A 16,113-nucleotide genomic window follows, 5' to 3' on the forward strand; every position below is an offset into this window, starting at 1 on the left:
TGCCCGTTTTTCGGCGGCGCGGGCCAAAAAATTGCGCTAGCATCCTCCCATGATGCTGTTCAAACGCCCCGACACCGAAACCCTCTATTCCGCCCTTGTAAACAAGGACCCCGCCTATGAAGGCGTGGCCTATGTCTGTGTGACCTCGACGAAGATTTTCTGCCGTTTCACCTGCACGGCGCGAAAGCCGAAGATTGAAAATTGCCGGTTCCGCGAGACCATTGCCGAATGCCTGGAAGCGGGCTTCCGTCCCTGCAAGCGCTGCAAACCGATGCTCGCCTATGGCACCGCCGACGAGACCGTGACTGAGCTGCTGACCGCGCTGGAAAACGAGCCCGCCCGCCGCTGGCGCGAGGAGGACGTGGTGGCGATGGGCCACGACCCGTCTACCGTGCGCCGCACCTTCAAGCGCCGTTTCGGCATGAGCTTTCTGGAAATCGCCAGGCTGCGCCGGGTTGGGGATGCGGCAACGAGCCTTGCCTCGGGCGAAGCCGTGATCGGTGCGCAGATCGATGCGGGCTATGAATCGGGCAGCGGTTTCCGCTCGGCCATCAACCAGCTCTTCGGCACCTCTCCGGCCGCCATGAAGGGCAAGGGCTTCCTGAAGGGCGACTGGATCGACACGCCGATCGGCCCGATGCTCGCCGTGGCCGACGATCACGCTTTGCATCTCCTAGAATTCGCCGACCGGCCGGCGCTTCCCACCGAGCTGAAGCGGCTGAAGACGCGCACCGGCGCGGATATGGTGCTCGGCCGGACGGCCGTGACCGGCCAGATCGAAGCGGAACTAAAGGCCTATTTCGCCGGGCATTCAGCCGCCTTCGAAACTAGGCTTGCCGGCCACGGCACGCCCTTCGAGCGCGACGTCTGGCGCAGCCTGCGGGAAATCCCGGCGGGCGAGATCGTCAGCTATTCTTCGCTCGCAACCGCCATGGACAGGTCATCCGCCGTGCGTGCGGTCGCGCGTGCCAATGGCGCCAACCAGATCGCCATCGTCGTGCCGTGCCACCGTGTGCTGGGCGCGGATGGCAGCCTGACCGGCTATGGTGGCGGGCTGTGGCGGAAGAAATGGCTGATTGAGCACGAGCGCCGCATGGCGGGCGTGCTGGCGGAGAGGCAGGCGCAGGGAATGCCGCTCGCTTCCTGAGCGGCCTGGCTGCTGGTTTTCAGGAGGTTGTTCATTGATAGTGGAGCGGGGCGCGTGGGGTTTACCCCCCTCTGCCCTGCCGGGCATCTCCCCCTCAAGGGGGGAGATCGATCTGCGGCGAGGTTTCGCCCATCTCAACGTTGAGAATGAAATGGCGGTAGCGCCTCCTGCCGATCTCCCCCCTTGAGGGGGAGATGCCCGGCAGGGCAGAGGGGGGTAAACCCCACGCGCCCCCGTCAATCGACAACCTCCTGAGAGCTCAAACCCGGGGCGCTTCGCACTTCCCGCCGGAAAGCCGCCGGTCAATCCGGCAGTTTGGGCACCACCCGGCGTGAGGGGAAGAGTTCCCGCGTCACCGTCATGGCGATCAGCGACAGCGGCAGCGCCAGCATGGCGCCGGCCGCTCCCCACATCCACGTCCAGAAGATGATCATCACGAAGACGAGGAAGGGGTTTATCTCCATGTTGCGGCCCACCACCGCCGGAAAGGCGAGGTTTTCCATCAACAGGTGAATGGTGAAGAAGATCGCCGCGGGCAGAAGCGCCAGAACGATATTGTCGTGGGTGATGATGCCGGCCACCGTCAGCGCAATCGTCATGGCGGTAATGCCGAGAAACGGCACGAAGCTGGAAAGGAAGGCGAACAGCCCCCAGAGCAGCGGCATGGCCAGCCCACCCAGATAGGCGATGACCACCATCGTCACCCCGAGCCCGGCATAGATCAGCGCCGCCGTCGCGAAATAGGTGCCGAGCACCTCTTCCACCGAGGCGATGATGCGGATGGTCCGCAGCCGCTGGTGGCGGGCCGGAAAGGCCATGATGATCGCCTTGCGCAGCCGCAGGCGACTGTAAAGGAACATCAGCAGCGCGGCGAGGAAGATCATGCCCTGGATGACGGCGGGGGTGATGTTGGAGCCGAGCACGGAAATGATCTCGCCGCTGCGCGAAATCAGCGATTCCATCGACATCGACCCCATGCTGAAGGTCGCCGCCGAGATATTCAGCCATCTCAGACTTTGAAGGTAGGGCAGGAAGCGGTCGATACTTCGTTCTACCAGCGCCGGCCCTTCGGAGGCGAGCTGCGACAGCGGGTCGATCAGCGAATTGACCACGAAGAACATCACCGCAGCCACAAGCGAGGAGAGAATGAGCGCGACGCCGAAGCCGGGAATGCCGTAGGAGCCAAGTTTTTCAGCGGCGATGCCGAGGATCATTCCCACCACGATGGCCATGACCACCGGGATGAGGATCAGCGACAATTCGTGAATGACCGCCATCATCACAATGAGAAAAATGCCGATCACCGACCATGCGACGACGACATCAAGGGCTTCGCGGCCAAGCGGTTGCTGGCTGCGCGCATCATCACGGTGCGATCCGGACGCAAGTCCCTCAAGCGGGTCGGCTCTCGTGGCCGAAGCATTGCCGGGGCCTGCTGCCGAGCGCCCCCCGATATTGCCCAAACTGCCGGTTTTTTCCGGTCTGGCATTCTCATTCATCGAACTGTCCCCCAATAAGATGACAAACGTCCGAAAAATGAGGCGGTTCCGGGGCTGTGAAAATTTCGCCGCCCCGTCTTCCTTTACGCGGAAAGCTTCAGCCCGATGCCCCACGGATCCTTCAGGACAATACCATCGCCCTGCCGTTCCGTGGCGATTTCCAGCCGGTCGAGAGCAGCCGCAGCGCGGTCAAGGGCATCACGCTCGTTGAATTTCAGCGAGTAGCCGGAAAGGCCGGTCATGTTGTCGTTGCGGGCCGTGGCGCCGCGGCTGTTCCAGATATTGGCCGCCACGTGGTGGTGATAGGCCCCGGAGCCGAAGAAGCTCGCACCCGGATACCGCGCCATGATCTTCAGCCCCAGCACGTCCTGATAAAATTCATCCGCCTGCGGAATATTGCCGACCTGCAGATGGATATGACCGATCGCGGTTCCCTCTGCTGCGCCTTCGAATGCCGTCTTCGGCGCGCTGTCGTAAAGCGCCTGCAGATTGAGGCCGAGCGTTGCCATCTCCACCGTGCCGTCCTGCTGATAGGTCCATTCCTCCGGCGAACGGTCGCGATACACCTCGATGCCGTTGCCTTCCGGGTCGGCAAGATAGATCGCTTCGCTGACCAGATGGTCGGACGCGCCCTGAAGCTGGATATTGTTATGGGCGGCATGCGCCAGCCAGTGCGCCAGATCCTGCCTGCTTGGCATCAGGAAGGCGGTGTGGAACAGGCCTGCGGCATTGCGCGGCGCGCGCTCCGCGGCAGTTGAGGTGGAAAGCGTCAGCAGCGGCTGGCCATTGACGCCGAGAACCTCGCCGCTCGGGCTTTTTTCGATGACCGAAAGACCGATGATCTTCCGGTAAAAATCCGAAACGCGCGGCAGATCGTGAACGACGAGATGAGCCTGACCGACATAAGCCGGGCGCGTCAGGGCGAATTGTTTGATTTCACTCATCATAATCTCCATATTGAATCTGACGCGCCGAGGGCGGATCGGCGGCCGCCGGCATCGTCCGACGCCGCTTTGCGGCGTTTGTCGAAAGCGAATATGGGCGGATTTCATCGTTCAGCAAAGATCGCCATCCGGCGATTGACCGTCCACAATTCGTTGACAATGACCGCCCAAGCATGTCTCCCGGCTTTGACTTCGATCAACGCGAAGGATGTGCCGGCGGGGAATATGAGCTTGAGCCACGAGAAACGGCAGATTACGCCAAAGGAGACAGCCATGTACAAAAAGATCATCGTACCGGTAGACCTCAGCGCCACCGACAAGGGTGAAAAAATCCTCGCCAAGGCCAAGGCGCTGCTGGATGCCGATGGCGAGATCGTCCTCATCAATGTGGTTGAGGAACTGCCCGGCTACATGGCGATCGACCTGCCGGTCGACCTCATCGAAAACGCGATCAAGGATGCCAAGGCGAAACTTGCTGACTTGAAGACGAGGGTCGGTTTCAACGGCAGCCAGGAAATCCGCAGCGGCGCGCCCGCGCGTGAGATCATCGCCGCTGCCGAAGAGCACAAGGCGGATCTCATCATCATCGCGTCGCATACGCCGGACTTTACCAATTATTTCATCGGCGCCACCGCCGACCGCGTGGTGCGCCACGCCAAGTGCTCGGTGCTGATCGACCGCTAAAGTGAGTTGAAATCTTGGGGTTGCGGGCGATTTTCGCCCGCACCGGCTGGAGGAGAAGACCATGAATGCCCAAAGTTACGAGAAGATCCTGCGCGACCGTCAGCGTGAGCTTTATCGCCGCTTGCATAAAATAGAGGCTGATTTCGAGGAGCCGCGCAACCCTGATGACGACGACCGCGCCATCGAGCGCAGCAATGACGAGGTGCTGGACGAGCTGGGGCAGGTGGGTCAGGACGAGCTGCGCGCCATCGACGCCGCCCTCGACCGCATCGCGAACGGCACTTTCGGCACCTGCGTCAAATGCGGCAAGAAAATTTCGGAAGACCGCCTGAACGCCGTTCCCTATACGCCGTTCTGCCAGGAATGCGCTGCGGCGCTGTGAGGGGCGTTCCTTATCTACCCTCATTCCTGTGCTTGTCACAGGAATCTAGCCAACCCAAGTCTTTGGGCTGAAAGAACTCTTTCCGTCGCGCAGACGCGCATCGACTGGATTCCTGTGACAAGCACAGGAATGAGGGCGCCGGCGAGGACCGCTACTCAACCTCTCCTTTCGAAACAGCCTCGAACGAAATTTGATCGCCGTTAACCGGCTGCTGTCTTGTTCCTGTCTAATATTGCCGTCATGCTTGGCGACAAGCAGGCAAACGGGAATGGACTATGAGTAACGTGTGGCGGTTTGGTCGCCAGTATGATTTTCACGAGATTGTCGCCGATGGCATCGTCCACGGCGTGGGTATCGTTTTTGCGCTGGTGGGCGCCACGGCGCTGATTTTTTACGCGACCGTCTGGGGCAGCCTCAGCGCCATTGCGGCCGCCTGGATTTATGGTCTCGGCCTCGTCGCCTGTCTTTCCGTGTCTTTCACCTATAATATCTGGCCGCATTCCAACGTAAAATGGTTCCTGCGCCGGCTGGACCATTCGGCGATCTTCATCCTGATTGCAGCCACCTATACGCCCTTCCTCATGCGCGGTATTCACGATCCGCTGATTGCCACGATGCTGGGGCTGATCTGGCTTGCCGCCATCTGCGGCATATTGCTCAAATGCCTGTTTCCCGGCCGATACGACCGCGTTGCCATCGGCCTTTATCTCGCCATGGGCTGGAGCGGCATCATGGTGGTGCAGCCGCTTTCGTCCCATCTGGCGCCTGTCACGCTCTGGCTGATCGTTGCCGGCGGCGTCATCTATTCGCTTGGCGTGGTCTTCCACGTCTGGGAAAAGCTGCGGTTCCAGAACGCCATCTGGCACGGTTTCGTCGTCGCCGCCGCCGTGGTCCACTATTTTGCGGTCGTCACCTCCTTCAGCCTCGCTCCCCTGACGTCCTGACGAGTAACGTCCTGATATCGCGAGCACTGGACAGCCATCCGCGTCATCGCCTAATGCTCGCGTGAAGATCGTGTCCGGCAGGGCGCGGTGCAGGCAAGAACGAGGGCGAACGATAATGAGCGTGGAACTGCGCGATGCGACCGTGGATGATCTTTCCGGCATCATGGAGATTTACAATGACGCGGTCCTGAACACGACGGCGATCTGGAACGAGGTGCTGGTCGATCTGGATAACCGCAAGGAGTGGTTTTCCGCCCGCAAGTCACGCGGCTTTCCGGTCATCGTCGCGATTCTTGATGGCCAGGTCGCCGGATACGCTTCCTATGGCGACTGGCGCGCCTTCGACGGTTATCGCCACACCCGCGAACATTCCGTCTATGTCCAGAAGGACGCACGTGGCCACGGCATCGGCAAAAAGCTGATGCAGGCGCTGATCGACCATGCATCCGGCAATGACGTGCATGTACTGATCGCCGCAATCGAATCGGAAAATCACGCCTCCATCCGCCTGCACGAGAACCTCGGTTTTACGGTTGCGGGCCGGTTTTCGGAAGTTGGCACCAAATTCGGCCGCTGGCTGGACCTGACCTGCATGGAGCTGAAGCTGAATTAGCAGCCTGGCCGGGATTTCTCTCAGGCCGGACGCCGGGCAAAGGCGAGCATGACGCCGAAGGCCATCATCATGGAGCCGCTGATTCGGTTCACCCGCTTCAGGGCGCGCGCATTGCGCATGAGACCGGACAACCGAGAACCAATGAAGGCGTAAACGGTGATAGCCACCACCTCGAGCAGCAGGAAAATTGCGCCGAGCGTGGCGAAACTCTGCCAATAGGCGTCCTGCTGGATGAATTGCGGGAAAAACGCCGTGAAGATCAGGATGGCCTTCGGATTGCCGGAGGCGACGAAAAACTCCTGCCGCAGATAGGTCTTGAGAACATTTCCGTTGCCCGAGGATACATCGGGAGCGGTGACGTCCGCCCTTGAGCGGATGAGCTTGAAGCCGATCCACAGCAGGTAGAGAACGCCGATCCATTTGATCAGCGAAAACATCATTTCGGACGCCATCAAAAGTGCGCCGAGGCCCAGCGCAGCAATCGCAATCATGCCCGCGAAAGCAACAAGCCTGCCGCTTGCCGCCATCACCGCCGTCGCCATGCCGTATCGCGCACCGACAGTCATCGACAGGAGATTGTTGGGCCCGAACGCCATGTTCAGGGCAAAGCAGGCGGGAATGAATATGAGGATGGTTTCGAGCGCCATGATGGTGATCCGGAAGGAGTGAGATCGCGATAATCTCACTCTCCGGTCCGGCTGTCGAGACGGTCATTTTCTTCGCAACAAAGGCCGGCAGGCAGCCGGCCGTTACCCGTCTCTGATCAGATAGGTTCGAACACCATCGAATGGCCGTTGATGCAGTAGCGCAGGCCGGTGGGCTTCGGGCCGTCCGGGAAGACGTGGCCGAGATGGCCGCCGCAATTGGCGCAGCGGATTTCCGTGCGGACCATGCCGTAGCTCGCGTCACGATGTTCCGTCACGGCGCCCGGCTTTACCGGCTCGAAGTAGCTCGGCCATCCGCAGCCCGCATCGAATTTCGTGTCGGAGAGGAACAGCGGCTCGTCGCAGGCGGCGCAGCGGTAAAGACCCTTCTGGAACGTGTCCCAGTAGGGGCCGGTAAAGGCGCGCTCCGTGCCGTGTTCACGCAGGATGTGATATTGCTCCGGCGTCAGCTGCTCGCGCCAGTCGGCATCGCTCTTGTTCACTTTGGGGGATGTCAGATCGCTCATGGAATGATCCTTTCTGTTCCTGCCAGAAATAGTCATCACCGTTGCCGATTGAAAGAGGGCAGCCGTCATAACGAGTACGTTATGAGCCATGTGAAGAGTCGATTTGGGTTGAGATGGCGGTTCCTATGCCTTAACTGGAAAAATCGATTTGTAGAGTTTGAAAAGGAACGTCACCGAGTTGGCGTTCAAAGGGGTGGGGGAACCCCGGGAGATGTGAATGACATCAGATGTCACGGCGCTGACATTCCTGTCGCTGTTTTTGCCGTTTCTGGCAGCACTTGCCGCACCGGCGCTGGTGAAGAGGTTCGGTCACAACGCCGCATGGATCCTGGCGATTGCGCCCGGGCTGGCATTTGCCCATTTCGCGCTGATGCTGCCGCAGGTGGCGGCGGGCGGCGTGGTAACGGGTGGTTATGCCTGGGTTCCGAGTTTCAACCTCAGCTTCTCCTGGTTCATCGATGGCCTGTCGCTGACCTTCGCGCTTCTCATCACGGGCATCGGCCTGCTGATCGTGCTTTACGCGGGCGGGTACATGAAGGGGCACCCGCAGCAGGGGCGTTTCCTGTCATTCCTGCTTCTGTTCATGGGGGCGATGCTGGGCGTCGTCGTTTCCGACAGCCTGCTTATGCTGTTCGTTTATTGGGAACTGACCTCGATAACCTCCTTCCTGCTGATCGGCTTTGACCATACGCGTCCCGCCGCCCGCCGTGCCGCCTTGCAGGCGCTGGTGGTCACGGGTGGGGGCGGTTTGCTGCTGCTCGCCGGGCTGATCTTCATCTGGGACATGAGCGGCATGACGCAATTGTCCATGCTGGTGCGTGGCGGCGACATATTGCGCGACAGCCCGTTTTATCTCGCCGCGCTGCTTCTGGTGCTCGGCGGCGCCTTTACCAAATCGGCGCAGTTTCCCTTCCATTTCTGGCTGCCCAACGCCATGGAAGCGCCGACCCCGGTTTCGGCCTATCTGCATTCGGCAACAATGGTGAAGGCCGGCGTCTATCTTCTGATGCGCTTCAATCCCGTGCTCGGCGATACCGCCGCCTGGCAGATATTGCTGCCGTTCTTCGGCGGGCTGACCATGCTCACCGGCGCGCTGCTTGCCGTGCGCCAGACCGATCTGAAGCTGATGCTCGCTTATACCACGGTGTCGTCGCTCGGCCTGCTGGTCATGCTGACCGGCTTCGGTTCGGACCATGCCATCGAGGCGGCGGTGCTTTATCTGGTGGCGCATTCGCTTTTCAAGGGCGCGCTGTTCATGGTTGCCGGCATCATCGACCACGAGGCCGGCACCCGCGACGTGACGAAGCTCGGCGGCCTGCGAAAAGCCATGCCGATCACCTTCTGGGCGGCGCTCGCGGCGGCCATCTCCATGGCGGGCCTGCCGCCCTTCTTCGGCTTTCTTGCCAAGGAAGAGATTTATTATGCGCTGGCGCACGGCAATCCGCGCGCCGTGCTGTTCACCGGCGTCGCCATTCTCGGCAATGCGCTGATGTTCGCCATCGCCTTCGCGGTGGCGCTGAAACCCTTCCTCGGCAAGCCGGTGAAAACCCCGAAACACGCGCATGAGGGACCGCTGCTGCTGTGGCTCGGCCCGGCGTTGCTGGCGGTGAAGGGGCTGACCATCGCGCTCTTTTCCGGTATCGCGCATTTCTACATTTCGACGCCGATGGCAAGCGCGGTCGCGGGCGAGGCACGCCCGATTGAAATATCGCTCATTCCCCATATCGGCGTGCCGCTCGGCCTGTCGTTGCTGACGATCGCGCTCGGCATCGTCCTCTACACGCAGCTTTCCGCTGTCCGTGGACTGATCGACCGCACCTTCAAGGCGCTGGGGGCAGGGCCGGACAGAGGCTTTGACGTCTTCATCGAAATGCTGGTGAAAGTGTCATTCCACATCACCCGGATCATCCAGCCGGGCAGGTTGGAATTCTACGTCACCGCCACATTCGCCGTCATCGCCGCGGTGCTGCTTGTGCCGCTGTTCCTTTATGGCGAACTTCCCGCCATGCCGGCATGGCCGCACGATATGCAGATCCATGAGCTGACCTTCATCGTCATTGCGGTGGCGGGTCTCCTTGCGGTGCTCACGGCTTCCAGCCGGCTCACCGCCATCATCGCGCTCGGCATTCAGGGCTTTGCCGTGGCCGTCATCTTCCTGCTGTTCGGCGCGCCCGATCTTTCATTCACGCAGTTCATGGTCGAGACGCTGTCGGTGGTCATTCTGACGCTGGTGATGACGCGGCTTCGCCTGTCACCGTCGGACCATCGCGGCCTTGGCCAGAAGCTGCTGGACAGCACCATCGCCATTGCCTGCGGCACCGGCTTTGCCCTGTTCCTGATGCGGGCGACGGAAGCCTCGTTCGACAATCGCCTGACGGACTTCTACAATACCTATTCCAAGGTCATCGCCCACGGCGCCAATGTGGTGAACGTCATCATCGTCGATTTCCGTGGCACGGATACGCTCGGCGAAATCGCGGTGGTGATGATCACGGGTCTCGCCATCCTCGCGCTCATCCGCATCCGCCCGGCCGCCGCCGTCAAGGGGCCGGCCAAGACCGCGAAAAAGAAGGGAGCGCGGGCATGAACACGCTCATTCTGCGCACCGTCGCCCCTGTCGTCACCAGCCTCATGGTGCTGTTTTCCATCTTTGTGCTGCTGCGTGGCCATAACGAGCCGGGCGGCGGTTTCATCGGCGGGTTGATCGCGGTTTCGGCGCTGGCGATCTACGGCATCGCCTATGGCGTGGCGGCGGTCCGCCGCGCCATCGTGTTTCATCCGCTGTCCATCGCCGGCGCCGGGCTTCTCATGGCGATGCTCTCCGGCCTCGCCTCGATTGCCGCGGGCGTGCCGTTCATGACCGGGCTCTGGATCTATCCAAGCCTGTTCGGCATCGAAGTGCCGCTCTCCACCGTCATGTCCTTCGATATCGGCGTCTACCTCGTCGTGGTCGGCGCCATCACCTCCATTGCCTTGGCACTGGAAGAAAGGGAAAGCGACTGATGGAAGCGGTTTTCTCCATTCTCGTCGGCATCTTCTTTTCGGTTGCGATCTATCTCATGCTGTCGCGCCACAGCATCCGCATGCTGCTGGGCATCGCCATTCTCGGCAATGCGGTCAATCTGCTGCTGTTCACAGCGGGAAGGCTGACGCGCGAAGTGCCGCCGATCATTCCGGCTGGCATGGATACGCTGCCGGCAGGTGCCGCCAATCCGCTGCCGCAGGCGCTGATCCTGACGGCGATCGTCATTTCCTTTTCCTTCTTCTGTTTCCTTCTGGTGCTGACCTGGCGTGCGTTCCAGGAATTGCAGACCGATGACACGGACGAAATGCGCACCGCAGAACCGGCAGGCGAGCCTTTGCCGCCGCTCGGTTATTGAGCGGGCGAGGCGTAGACACACATGGCTTCATCCACCACCTCCGCAGTTTCCGATCTTTCCGCAGCGCTCGTCGTCGCTCCGGTGCCCTTGTCCGACTGGCTGATCATCCTGCCCGTCGCGCTCTGTATCGGCGCAGGCGCCATTCTCATGATGATGCGCCACGCGATCCGCCGGCATGCGGCCATTGCCATCACGGCGCTTTCCCTGCTGGTGCTTCTCGATGCCGCATTGCTGTGGAAGGTCGTGACGCAAGGGCCGTTCACCATGGTCATGGGCCGCTGGCTGCCGCCCTTCGGCATTGCCTTCACTGCCGACCTCACCGGTGCCCTGCTATCGCTCGCGGCTGCGATTGTCGCGCTCGCTGGCGCCATCCACGCCAGCGCCGATATCGACAATAGCGGCAGGCGATACGGTTTTTATCCCTTCCTGATGCTTCTGATGGCCGGTGTTACCGGCGCGTTCCTGACCGGCGACCTCTTCAACCTCTATGTTTGGTTCGAGGTGCTGCTGATTTCGTCCTTCGGGCTGATCGTGCTCGGCTCGACACGCGAGCAGATCGACGGCGCGCTGAAATACGCCATTCTGAACCTCATCGGCACAACGCTGTTTTTGATCACGGTCGGTTATCTCTACGCCATCTTCGGCACGCTCAACATGGCCGATATCGCGCAGAAGGCGACTGAGCTGCGTGGTACTGCACCGCTGATGACGCTTGCCAGCCTCTTTGCGCTCGCCTTCGCCATGAAGGCGGCGGCATTTCCGGTGAATTTCTGGCTGCCCGCTTCCTATCACACACCGCGAATCGTCGTTTCCGCCCTGTTCGGCGGCCTGCTCACCAAGGTCGGCATCTATTCGCTGCTGCGCGTCATGGTCATGCTGTTTCCGGTCGAGCGTGAGGAACTCAGCATCGTCATCGCCATCTCCGCGGCGCTGACCATGGTGCTGGGCGCCATGGGCGCGCTGGCCCAGAACGATATTCGCCGGATGCTCGGTTATGTCGTCATATCGGGCATCGGTTACATGATGGCGGGCATCGCCATCGGCACGCCCTCCGGCGTATCAGGTGCGATATTCTACGCGCTGCATTCCATGGTGCTGATGACGGCGCTTTATCTAGCCGCCGGCCATGCCGCCCGCCTCGGCGGCAGCTTCAGCATGCGCGCGCTCAGTGGCCTTTACCGGCAGGCGCCTTGGTTCTCGGCGCTCGCGCTCGCGCTGTTTTTCGCCGGCTCCGGCCTGCCGCCCTTTTCCGGCTTCTGGCCGAAGGCGGTCCTCGTCAAATCGGCGATCGATATCGGCGCCTGGTGGCTTGCAGCCGCCATCCTTGCCTCCGGCTTCATCGCCACCATCGCCTTTGGTCGGCTCTTCCTTCTGTGCTTCTGGCGTCCGGCAGTGGCGACGGCCGGCCAAACTCCCACGCCGCCCGCATCACCACTCGCGGCACCCTCTCTCGTGCCGCTGGTGGGCCTGACAGCGCTGGTGGTGGGCTTCGGCCTGTTTCCCGAAAGCCTGCTCAATCTCAGCCAGCAGGCGGCCGCCGGGCTGGCTGATCCGCAGGCCTATATCCAGTCGGTCTTTTCCGAGGGGGGCAAACCATGAGCCTCTATATTATCCAGCTGCTCTTCGTCGCCGTGTGGCTTGCGGTAAGCGGCAGCATCTCACTGGCGAATATCGTCTTCGGCCTCATCGTTTCGGCGCTGGCGCTCGGCCTCATCCGCCACCAGCTTCCGGGCGGCGATAATCACTGGCTGCGACTCACCCGGGTGCTGTCGCTCGTGCTGCTGTTCTTCAAGGAGCTGGCGCTGTCCGCCTGGAAGGTGGCGGTGCTGGTGACGCGGCCGAGACTCGACGTGAAGCCCGGCATATTCGCCTATCCGCTGACGGTGACGACGGATTTCCAGATCACGCTGCTCGCCAACCTCATCACTTTGACCCCCGGCACGCTGTCGGTCGATGTTTCGGCGGACCGAAAAACGCTTTACGTCCACGCAATCGATTGCAGCGATATCGAAGCCACGAAGAACGACATCAGAAATGGCTTTGAAAAAAAGATCATGGAGGCGTTTCAGGGATGACGCCGGAACTAATAGTTTCATTTGCAACTATACTTGCCTCGGTTGTACTGTCGGTCGCCTTTTTGCTGACAGTATATCGGGTTGTGGCAGGTCCGACCTTGCCGGATCGGATCGTGGCACTCGATATGCTGGTCGGTATTGCGATCGGCTTCATCGCAGTCATCGCCATCCGTACCGGCGTCAATCTTTATGTCGATATCGCCATTGCGCTCGGTCTCGTGGGCTTCCTGGCGACGGTCGCCTTTGCCCGTTTCGTGCTGTCGCGCGGCCCGGATGGCAAACGTGAACGACAGACGGTGCTGGATGGCGAGCGGACGCCGGAAACCACTGAAAAGCCAGCAAAACCGGGGCCGAGTGGCGGAAAAAGAAAGGGTGGACGATGATGGGCTGGATCGTGGCTATTCTTGTTGCGGCGCTGACTGTCTCGGGGGCGGCGTTCTCGCTGATCGCGGCGATAGGGATTAATCGCCTGCCGGATGTCTATACCCGCATGCATGCGGCTTCCAAGGCGGGCACAGTCGGGTCCGGCCTGCTTCTTCTCGCCGTCGGTATTCACGCGGTGGAATTATCGACGCTGGCGCGGGCGCTCGCCGGTTTCTTCTTCTTTATTCTGACTGCGCCGGTCTCCGCACATCTTCTTGCAATGGCCGCGCACAAGGCAGGTTATCCACTGGATGTTAAATCGGTAGTTGATGACTTGAAGAAAATTTGAAGTTGAATTTCCCCCTAATAATAGGGGGTATGCATTTTCCATTACTACTTGGCATAGTATTTTATTACCCGTGATTTTTTGTATTGGGATTAGACTGTTTTGAACTGAAAAATTCACAATAGGAATTTGACTTTTGCTGTTTTGCTGTTATCCAAATTAAGTGTAAAGTTGCTAATCGCAATTTGCATCTAGCCTCTTCATAGTCGGCATAGACATTTTATTAATGTCTAATCTATGGTCCATCAGGCCATTGCTGCCCATGTCGCGGGCCGTAAGTTGAATCTCGGATCAATTCGTTTCCGGTTTTCGCTTGAAATCTAGGGGTAGATTTCACGTTGGTTTCAACAGGGCGAAGGTGGGGCACCGGGTAACTTCACATCGCCTGATGCGGCGTTCGCCCGCGTCAGGGGGTCAATAAACAGGAGATACTTAAATGACGGAAACTGCATACGGTAACGCCCAGGATCTGCTGGTCGAACTGACGGCGGATATTGTGGCTGCCTATGTTAGCAACCACGTCGTTCCGGTAACAGACCTTCCCGGCCTTATTTCGGATGTTCACACGGCACTCAGCGGAACATCGGCACCGGCTTCCGTGGCCGTTAATGTCGAAAAGCAGAAGCCTGCCGTCTCCGTTCGCAAGTCGGTTCAGGACGATCATATCGTCTGTTTGGAATGCGGCGGCTCGTTCAAGTCGCTGAAGCGTCACCTGACGACGCATCACAGCATGACGCCGGAAGAATACCGTGAGAAGTGGGACCTGCCGGTCGACTATCCGATGGTTGCTCCCGCCTATGCCGAAGCCCGTTCGCGGCTCGCCAAGGAAATGGGTCTCGGCCAGCGCCGCAAGGCCAGCCGCTAGTCGGATTTGCCTATTCTTCTCCCCGCCGGGGAGAAGATGGCTTGAAGGGTCGGATGAGGGGGCAACGTCAGCGATAGATCGCACTCTCGCCACCCTCATCCCACTGCCACGCCTTTCTCTCCGTCGGGGAGAAGACGCCAGCGGAACTAGCCCGTTCCATATTCAGCGCTGAAAACCATGCCTTGTCTCAAAGGCCATGACTTGCGGGAAGTTCTCTCGCCCTTCACGGAAATGTCCAGCCGGTCTTTCGACCGGCTTTTTTATTGCCGCCAGCAATATGGGTGGAGGAAAAAAATCCTTGATCGTGAAGGGCTAGACCTCAAAAATAAAGCGAAATCAATCTCATATTTTTCGCCATCAAATTTGCACTTCCCCGCATCCATCCTCAGGTGTATGAATTAATTCCTATTCGTAAAGGAGTTGCATATGCCGTCGGATATATCGTCTTTGCCTCCCCCCGCGCGGCCCTGCCTAGAGGTCGCCGATCGTCGTCTTCGCAGCTGGTCGCCTGCTGCCGAGCGCGATGAGATTTCGCGCATCTGCCGGCTGGTTCGTCAGCTGACGGGCGAAATGGTGAAATTGACCGGCGACCGGCTGGCGGCGCGTCGCGACCGGCGGCGCAGCGAATGCCATATCCGCCAGATCGCCATGTATGTGTGCCACGTGCAGCTCGGCATTCCCATGTCGGATATCGGCCCCTGTTTCGGCAGGGACCGAACGACGGTTGGCCATGCCTGCCAGGTGGTGGAGGACCGCCGCGACGAACCGGCCTTCGATGAATTTGTCGCAACGCTAGAGCGGCTTGCCGGCAGCATTTGCAACGTGATGAGGGGTGTCCGCGATGAGTGAGGCGAAAGGCACCTCCGATGCTCGTCCCGATCCTGTCCTCCTGCGACTACTGCGTTTTGTCGCGGCGGGCGCCGCCGACATTTCGGACGATGGTGGCGATATGGTCTTGCGGCGGCCCGGCGCAGGAAAAAGCGGGGCAGGGCGCGATGCATCGCGGTTCCCGGTCGTGACGGTGCAGTCCGCCATCTCTTCGGGGCTGATCATGCGGCTGGAAAACACGCTTTCCGCTGCAGCGCCGCTCGCCGCCTATCTGAAGCGCGCCATAGTGAAAGACCGCGACGAGATTTTTCAGGAACAGCACCGGGAGGTGCAAAATGTGGTGGTGGATGTCGGCGAGGGCAGGCAGCCGGCCCGACGCAACCTCAACACCTCGCCTCTGACCAGCCTTTCACGCCTGAAGGAGCGGGACGGCACGGCGTTTTTTACCATCGATGCCCTGCAGGCGGGCGAGCGTCTCGCCGCCGATTTTCACCGCGCCCACCTCAATCCCAGGGTAACGGCGACATGGGAGCCGAGAATTGCCACCCGCACCAAAGGGGAGGCAGGTGGCGCGCTCGATCTCACCGAGGCGGCTATGGCTGCACGGGCGCGGTTTTCCCGTGCGGCGGACGCGATGGGGCCTGAACTCTCAGGCGTCGCCATCGATGTCTGCTGTTTCGAAAAGGGGCTGGAGACGGTGGAGCGGGAGCGGCAATGGCCGGCACGCTCGGCAAAACTGCTGCTGCGCGCTGCGCTGCTCTCGCTTGCCCGGCACTATGCGCCGCAGGCGCAGGGCTGCAAAAGGACAAGCCACCATTGGGGCGACGGCGATTATCGCCCACAAATGGCAAGAACGATGGCGGCGAGGTGAG

The 16,113-nt window shown here is 60.5% G+C and carries 19 protein-coding genes; 15 read left to right on the top strand and 4 right to left on the bottom strand.

Annotated elements, in window-relative coordinates:
- The first annotated feature begins 49 nt into the window (after positions 1-49).
- Positions 50-1,147: a bifunctional transcriptional activator/DNA repair enzyme AdaA gene (locus JZY08_RS03110; RefSeq protein ID WP_216330971.1), complete on the top strand. Its 1,098-nt coding sequence runs from the start codon at positions 50-52 to the stop codon at positions 1,145-1,147.
- Between the two features lie 302 nt (positions 1,148-1,449).
- Here the strand turns inward: JZY08_RS03110 and JZY08_RS03115 are convergent, their stop codons facing one another.
- Complete coding sequence (locus JZY08_RS03115; RefSeq protein ID WP_216330972.1) at positions 1,450-2,646, bottom strand: AI-2E family transporter; 1,197 nt, start codon at positions 2,644-2,646, stop codon at positions 1,450-1,452.
- Between the two features lie 83 nt (positions 2,647-2,729).
- Positions 2,730-3,590 (bottom strand): VOC family protein, encoded by an 861-nt coding sequence (locus JZY08_RS03120; protein WP_216330973.1) that lies wholly within the window; start codon positions 3,588-3,590, stop codon positions 2,730-2,732.
- Positions 3,591-3,863: 273 nt separating this feature from the next.
- Between JZY08_RS03120 and JZY08_RS03125 the strand changes: the two genes are divergently transcribed.
- The 4 genes from JZY08_RS03125 to JZY08_RS03140 all read left to right on the top strand — a co-directional run bounded on the left by JZY08_RS03125 (position 3,864) and on the right by JZY08_RS03140 (position 6,213).
- A complete protein-coding gene (locus JZY08_RS03125) occupies positions 3,864-4,274 on the top strand; it encodes a universal stress protein (RefSeq protein WP_003497216.1) in 411 nt (136 codons plus the stop codon).
- A gap of 61 nt (positions 4,275-4,335) precedes the next feature.
- Positions 4,336-4,656 (top strand): TraR/DksA C4-type zinc finger protein, encoded by a 321-nt coding sequence (locus JZY08_RS03130; RefSeq protein WP_216330974.1) that lies wholly within the window; start codon positions 4,336-4,338, stop codon positions 4,654-4,656.
- A 275-nt stretch (positions 4,657-4,931) separates the two neighbouring features.
- Entirely contained in the window at positions 4,932-5,600 is a 669-nt protein-coding gene (locus JZY08_RS03135; RefSeq protein ID WP_035242747.1) for a hemolysin III family protein, read from the top strand.
- A 115-nt stretch (positions 5,601-5,715) separates the two neighbouring features.
- A complete protein-coding gene (locus tag JZY08_RS03140) occupies positions 5,716-6,213 on the top strand; it encodes a GNAT family N-acetyltransferase (RefSeq protein WP_216330975.1) in 498 nt (165 codons plus the stop codon).
- Positions 6,214-6,233: 20 nt separating this feature from the next.
- Here JZY08_RS03140 and JZY08_RS03145 read toward each other — a convergent pair whose 3' ends face one another.
- Together JZY08_RS03145 and msrB are read right to left on the bottom strand one after the other, a co-directional pair.
- Positions 6,234-6,860, bottom strand: coding sequence for a LysE family translocator (locus tag JZY08_RS03145; RefSeq protein ID WP_216330976.1), 627 nt, complete (start codon positions 6,858-6,860; stop codon positions 6,234-6,236).
- Between the two features lie 116 nt (positions 6,861-6,976).
- Positions 6,977-7,384: a peptide-methionine (R)-S-oxide reductase MsrB gene (msrB, locus tag JZY08_RS03150; protein WP_082183942.1), complete on the bottom strand. Its 408-nt coding sequence runs from the start codon at positions 7,382-7,384 to the stop codon at positions 6,977-6,979.
- A 217-nt stretch (positions 7,385-7,601) separates the two neighbouring features.
- Here msrB and JZY08_RS03155 point away from each other — a divergent pair, with 217 nt between their 5' ends.
- The 10 genes from JZY08_RS03155 to JZY08_RS03200 all read left to right on the top strand — a co-directional run bounded on the left by JZY08_RS03155 (position 7,602) and on the right by JZY08_RS03200 (position 16,112).
- Positions 7,602-9,971: a putative monovalent cation/H+ antiporter subunit A gene (locus tag JZY08_RS03155; protein WP_216330977.1), complete on the top strand. Its 2,370-nt coding sequence runs from the start codon at positions 7,602-7,604 to the stop codon at positions 9,969-9,971.
- Entirely contained in the window at positions 9,968-10,387 is a 420-nt protein-coding gene (locus tag JZY08_RS03160; RefSeq protein ID WP_003497194.1) for a Na+/H+ antiporter subunit B, read from the top strand. The genes JZY08_RS03155 and JZY08_RS03160 overlap by 4 nt, the downstream gene beginning before the upstream one ends.
- Complete coding sequence (locus tag JZY08_RS03165; RefSeq protein ID WP_003497192.1) at positions 10,387-10,764, top strand: Na+/H+ antiporter subunit C; 378 nt, start codon at positions 10,387-10,389, stop codon at positions 10,762-10,764. Before JZY08_RS03160 ends, JZY08_RS03165 begins: the two co-directional genes overlap by 1 nt.
- A gap of 21 nt (positions 10,765-10,785) precedes the next feature.
- Positions 10,786-12,363, top strand: a complete 1,578-nt coding sequence (locus JZY08_RS03170; protein WP_216330978.1) for a Na+/H+ antiporter subunit D — start codon at positions 10,786-10,788, stop codon at positions 12,361-12,363.
- On the top strand, positions 12,360-12,839 hold the full coding sequence (locus tag JZY08_RS03175) for a Na+/H+ antiporter subunit E (protein WP_003497188.1): 480 nt from the start codon (positions 12,360-12,362) through the stop codon (positions 12,837-12,839). The genes JZY08_RS03170 and JZY08_RS03175 overlap by 4 nt, the downstream gene beginning before the upstream one ends.
- Complete coding sequence (locus tag JZY08_RS03180; RefSeq protein ID WP_216330979.1) at positions 12,836-13,222, top strand: cation:proton antiporter; 387 nt, start codon at positions 12,836-12,838, stop codon at positions 13,220-13,222. The genes JZY08_RS03175 and JZY08_RS03180 overlap by 4 nt, the downstream gene beginning before the upstream one ends.
- Positions 13,219-13,551: a monovalent cation/H(+) antiporter subunit G gene (gene mnhG / locus JZY08_RS03185; protein WP_003497184.1), complete on the top strand. Its 333-nt coding sequence runs from the start codon at positions 13,219-13,221 to the stop codon at positions 13,549-13,551. Before JZY08_RS03180 ends, mnhG begins: the two co-directional genes overlap by 4 nt.
- A gap of 433 nt (positions 13,552-13,984) precedes the next feature.
- Positions 13,985-14,413: a MucR family transcriptional regulator Ros gene (ros, locus tag JZY08_RS03190; RefSeq protein ID WP_003497181.1), complete on the top strand. Its 429-nt coding sequence runs from the start codon at positions 13,985-13,987 to the stop codon at positions 14,411-14,413.
- Positions 14,414-14,839: 426 nt separating this feature from the next.
- The gene (locus JZY08_RS03195; protein WP_216330980.1) at positions 14,840-15,262 is read left to right on the top strand and encodes a helix-turn-helix domain-containing protein; all 423 of its coding nucleotides are present in this window, start codon (positions 14,840-14,842) and stop codon (positions 15,260-15,262) included.
- Complete coding sequence (locus JZY08_RS03200; protein ID WP_216330981.1) at positions 15,255-16,112, top strand: DUF6456 domain-containing protein; 858 nt, start codon at positions 15,255-15,257, stop codon at positions 16,110-16,112. The genes JZY08_RS03195 and JZY08_RS03200 overlap by 8 nt, the downstream gene beginning before the upstream one ends.
- Position 16,113: the final 1 nt, after the last annotated feature.

Origin of the sequence: Rhizobium sp. X9 (assembly GCF_018873185.1) — a bacterium.
In the GTDB taxonomy this organism is placed as follows: Bacteria; Pseudomonadota; Alphaproteobacteria; order Rhizobiales; family Rhizobiaceae; genus Agrobacterium; species Agrobacterium oryzihabitans.

Coding starts and splice junctions, on each gene's coding strand:
- JZY08_RS03125 (WP_003497216.1), top strand. CDS start 3,864: ATGTACAAAAAGATCATCGTACCGGTAGACCTCAGCGCCACCGACAAG.
- JZY08_RS03165 (WP_003497192.1), top strand. CDS start 10,387: ATGGAAGCGGTTTTCTCCATTCTCGTCGGCATCTTCTTTTCGGTTGCG.
- JZY08_RS03195 (WP_216330980.1), top strand. CDS start 14,840: ATGCCGTCGGATATATCGTCTTTGCCTCCCCCCGCGCGGCCCTGCCTA.
- JZY08_RS03130 (WP_216330974.1), top strand. CDS start 4,336: ATGAATGCCCAAAGTTACGAGAAGATCCTGCGCGACCGTCAGCGTGAG.
- JZY08_RS03155 (WP_216330977.1), top strand. CDS start 7,602: ATGACATCAGATGTCACGGCGCTGACATTCCTGTCGCTGTTTTTGCCG.
- JZY08_RS03115 (WP_216330972.1), bottom strand. CDS start 2,646: ATGAATGAGAATGCCAGACCGGAAAAAACCGGCAGTTTGGGCAATATC.
- mnhG (WP_003497184.1), top strand. CDS start 13,219: ATGATGGGCTGGATCGTGGCTATTCTTGTTGCGGCGCTGACTGTCTCG.
- JZY08_RS03180 (WP_216330979.1), top strand. CDS start 12,836: ATGACGCCGGAACTAATAGTTTCATTTGCAACTATACTTGCCTCGGTT.
- JZY08_RS03120 (WP_216330973.1), bottom strand. CDS start 3,590: ATGAGTGAAATCAAACAATTCGCCCTGACGCGCCCGGCTTATGTCGGT.
- JZY08_RS03140 (WP_216330975.1), top strand. CDS start 5,716: ATGAGCGTGGAACTGCGCGATGCGACCGTGGATGATCTTTCCGGCATC.
- msrB (WP_082183942.1), bottom strand. CDS start 7,384: ATGAGCGATCTGACATCCCCCAAAGTGAACAAGAGCGATGCCGACTGG.
- ros (WP_003497181.1), top strand. CDS start 13,985: ATGACGGAAACTGCATACGGTAACGCCCAGGATCTGCTGGTCGAACTG.
- JZY08_RS03110 (WP_216330971.1), top strand. CDS start 50: ATGATGCTGTTCAAACGCCCCGACACCGAAACCCTCTATTCCGCCCTT.
- JZY08_RS03135 (WP_035242747.1), top strand. CDS start 4,932: ATGAGTAACGTGTGGCGGTTTGGTCGCCAGTATGATTTTCACGAGATT.
- JZY08_RS03145 (WP_216330976.1), bottom strand. CDS start 6,860: ATGGCGCTCGAAACCATCCTCATATTCATTCCCGCCTGCTTTGCCCTG.
- JZY08_RS03160 (WP_003497194.1), top strand. CDS start 9,968: ATGAACACGCTCATTCTGCGCACCGTCGCCCCTGTCGTCACCAGCCTC.
- JZY08_RS03170 (WP_216330978.1), top strand. CDS start 10,786: ATGGCTTCATCCACCACCTCCGCAGTTTCCGATCTTTCCGCAGCGCTC.
- JZY08_RS03200 (WP_216330981.1), top strand. CDS start 15,255: ATGAGTGAGGCGAAAGGCACCTCCGATGCTCGTCCCGATCCTGTCCTC.
- JZY08_RS03175 (WP_003497188.1), top strand. CDS start 12,360: ATGAGCCTCTATATTATCCAGCTGCTCTTCGTCGCCGTGTGGCTTGCG.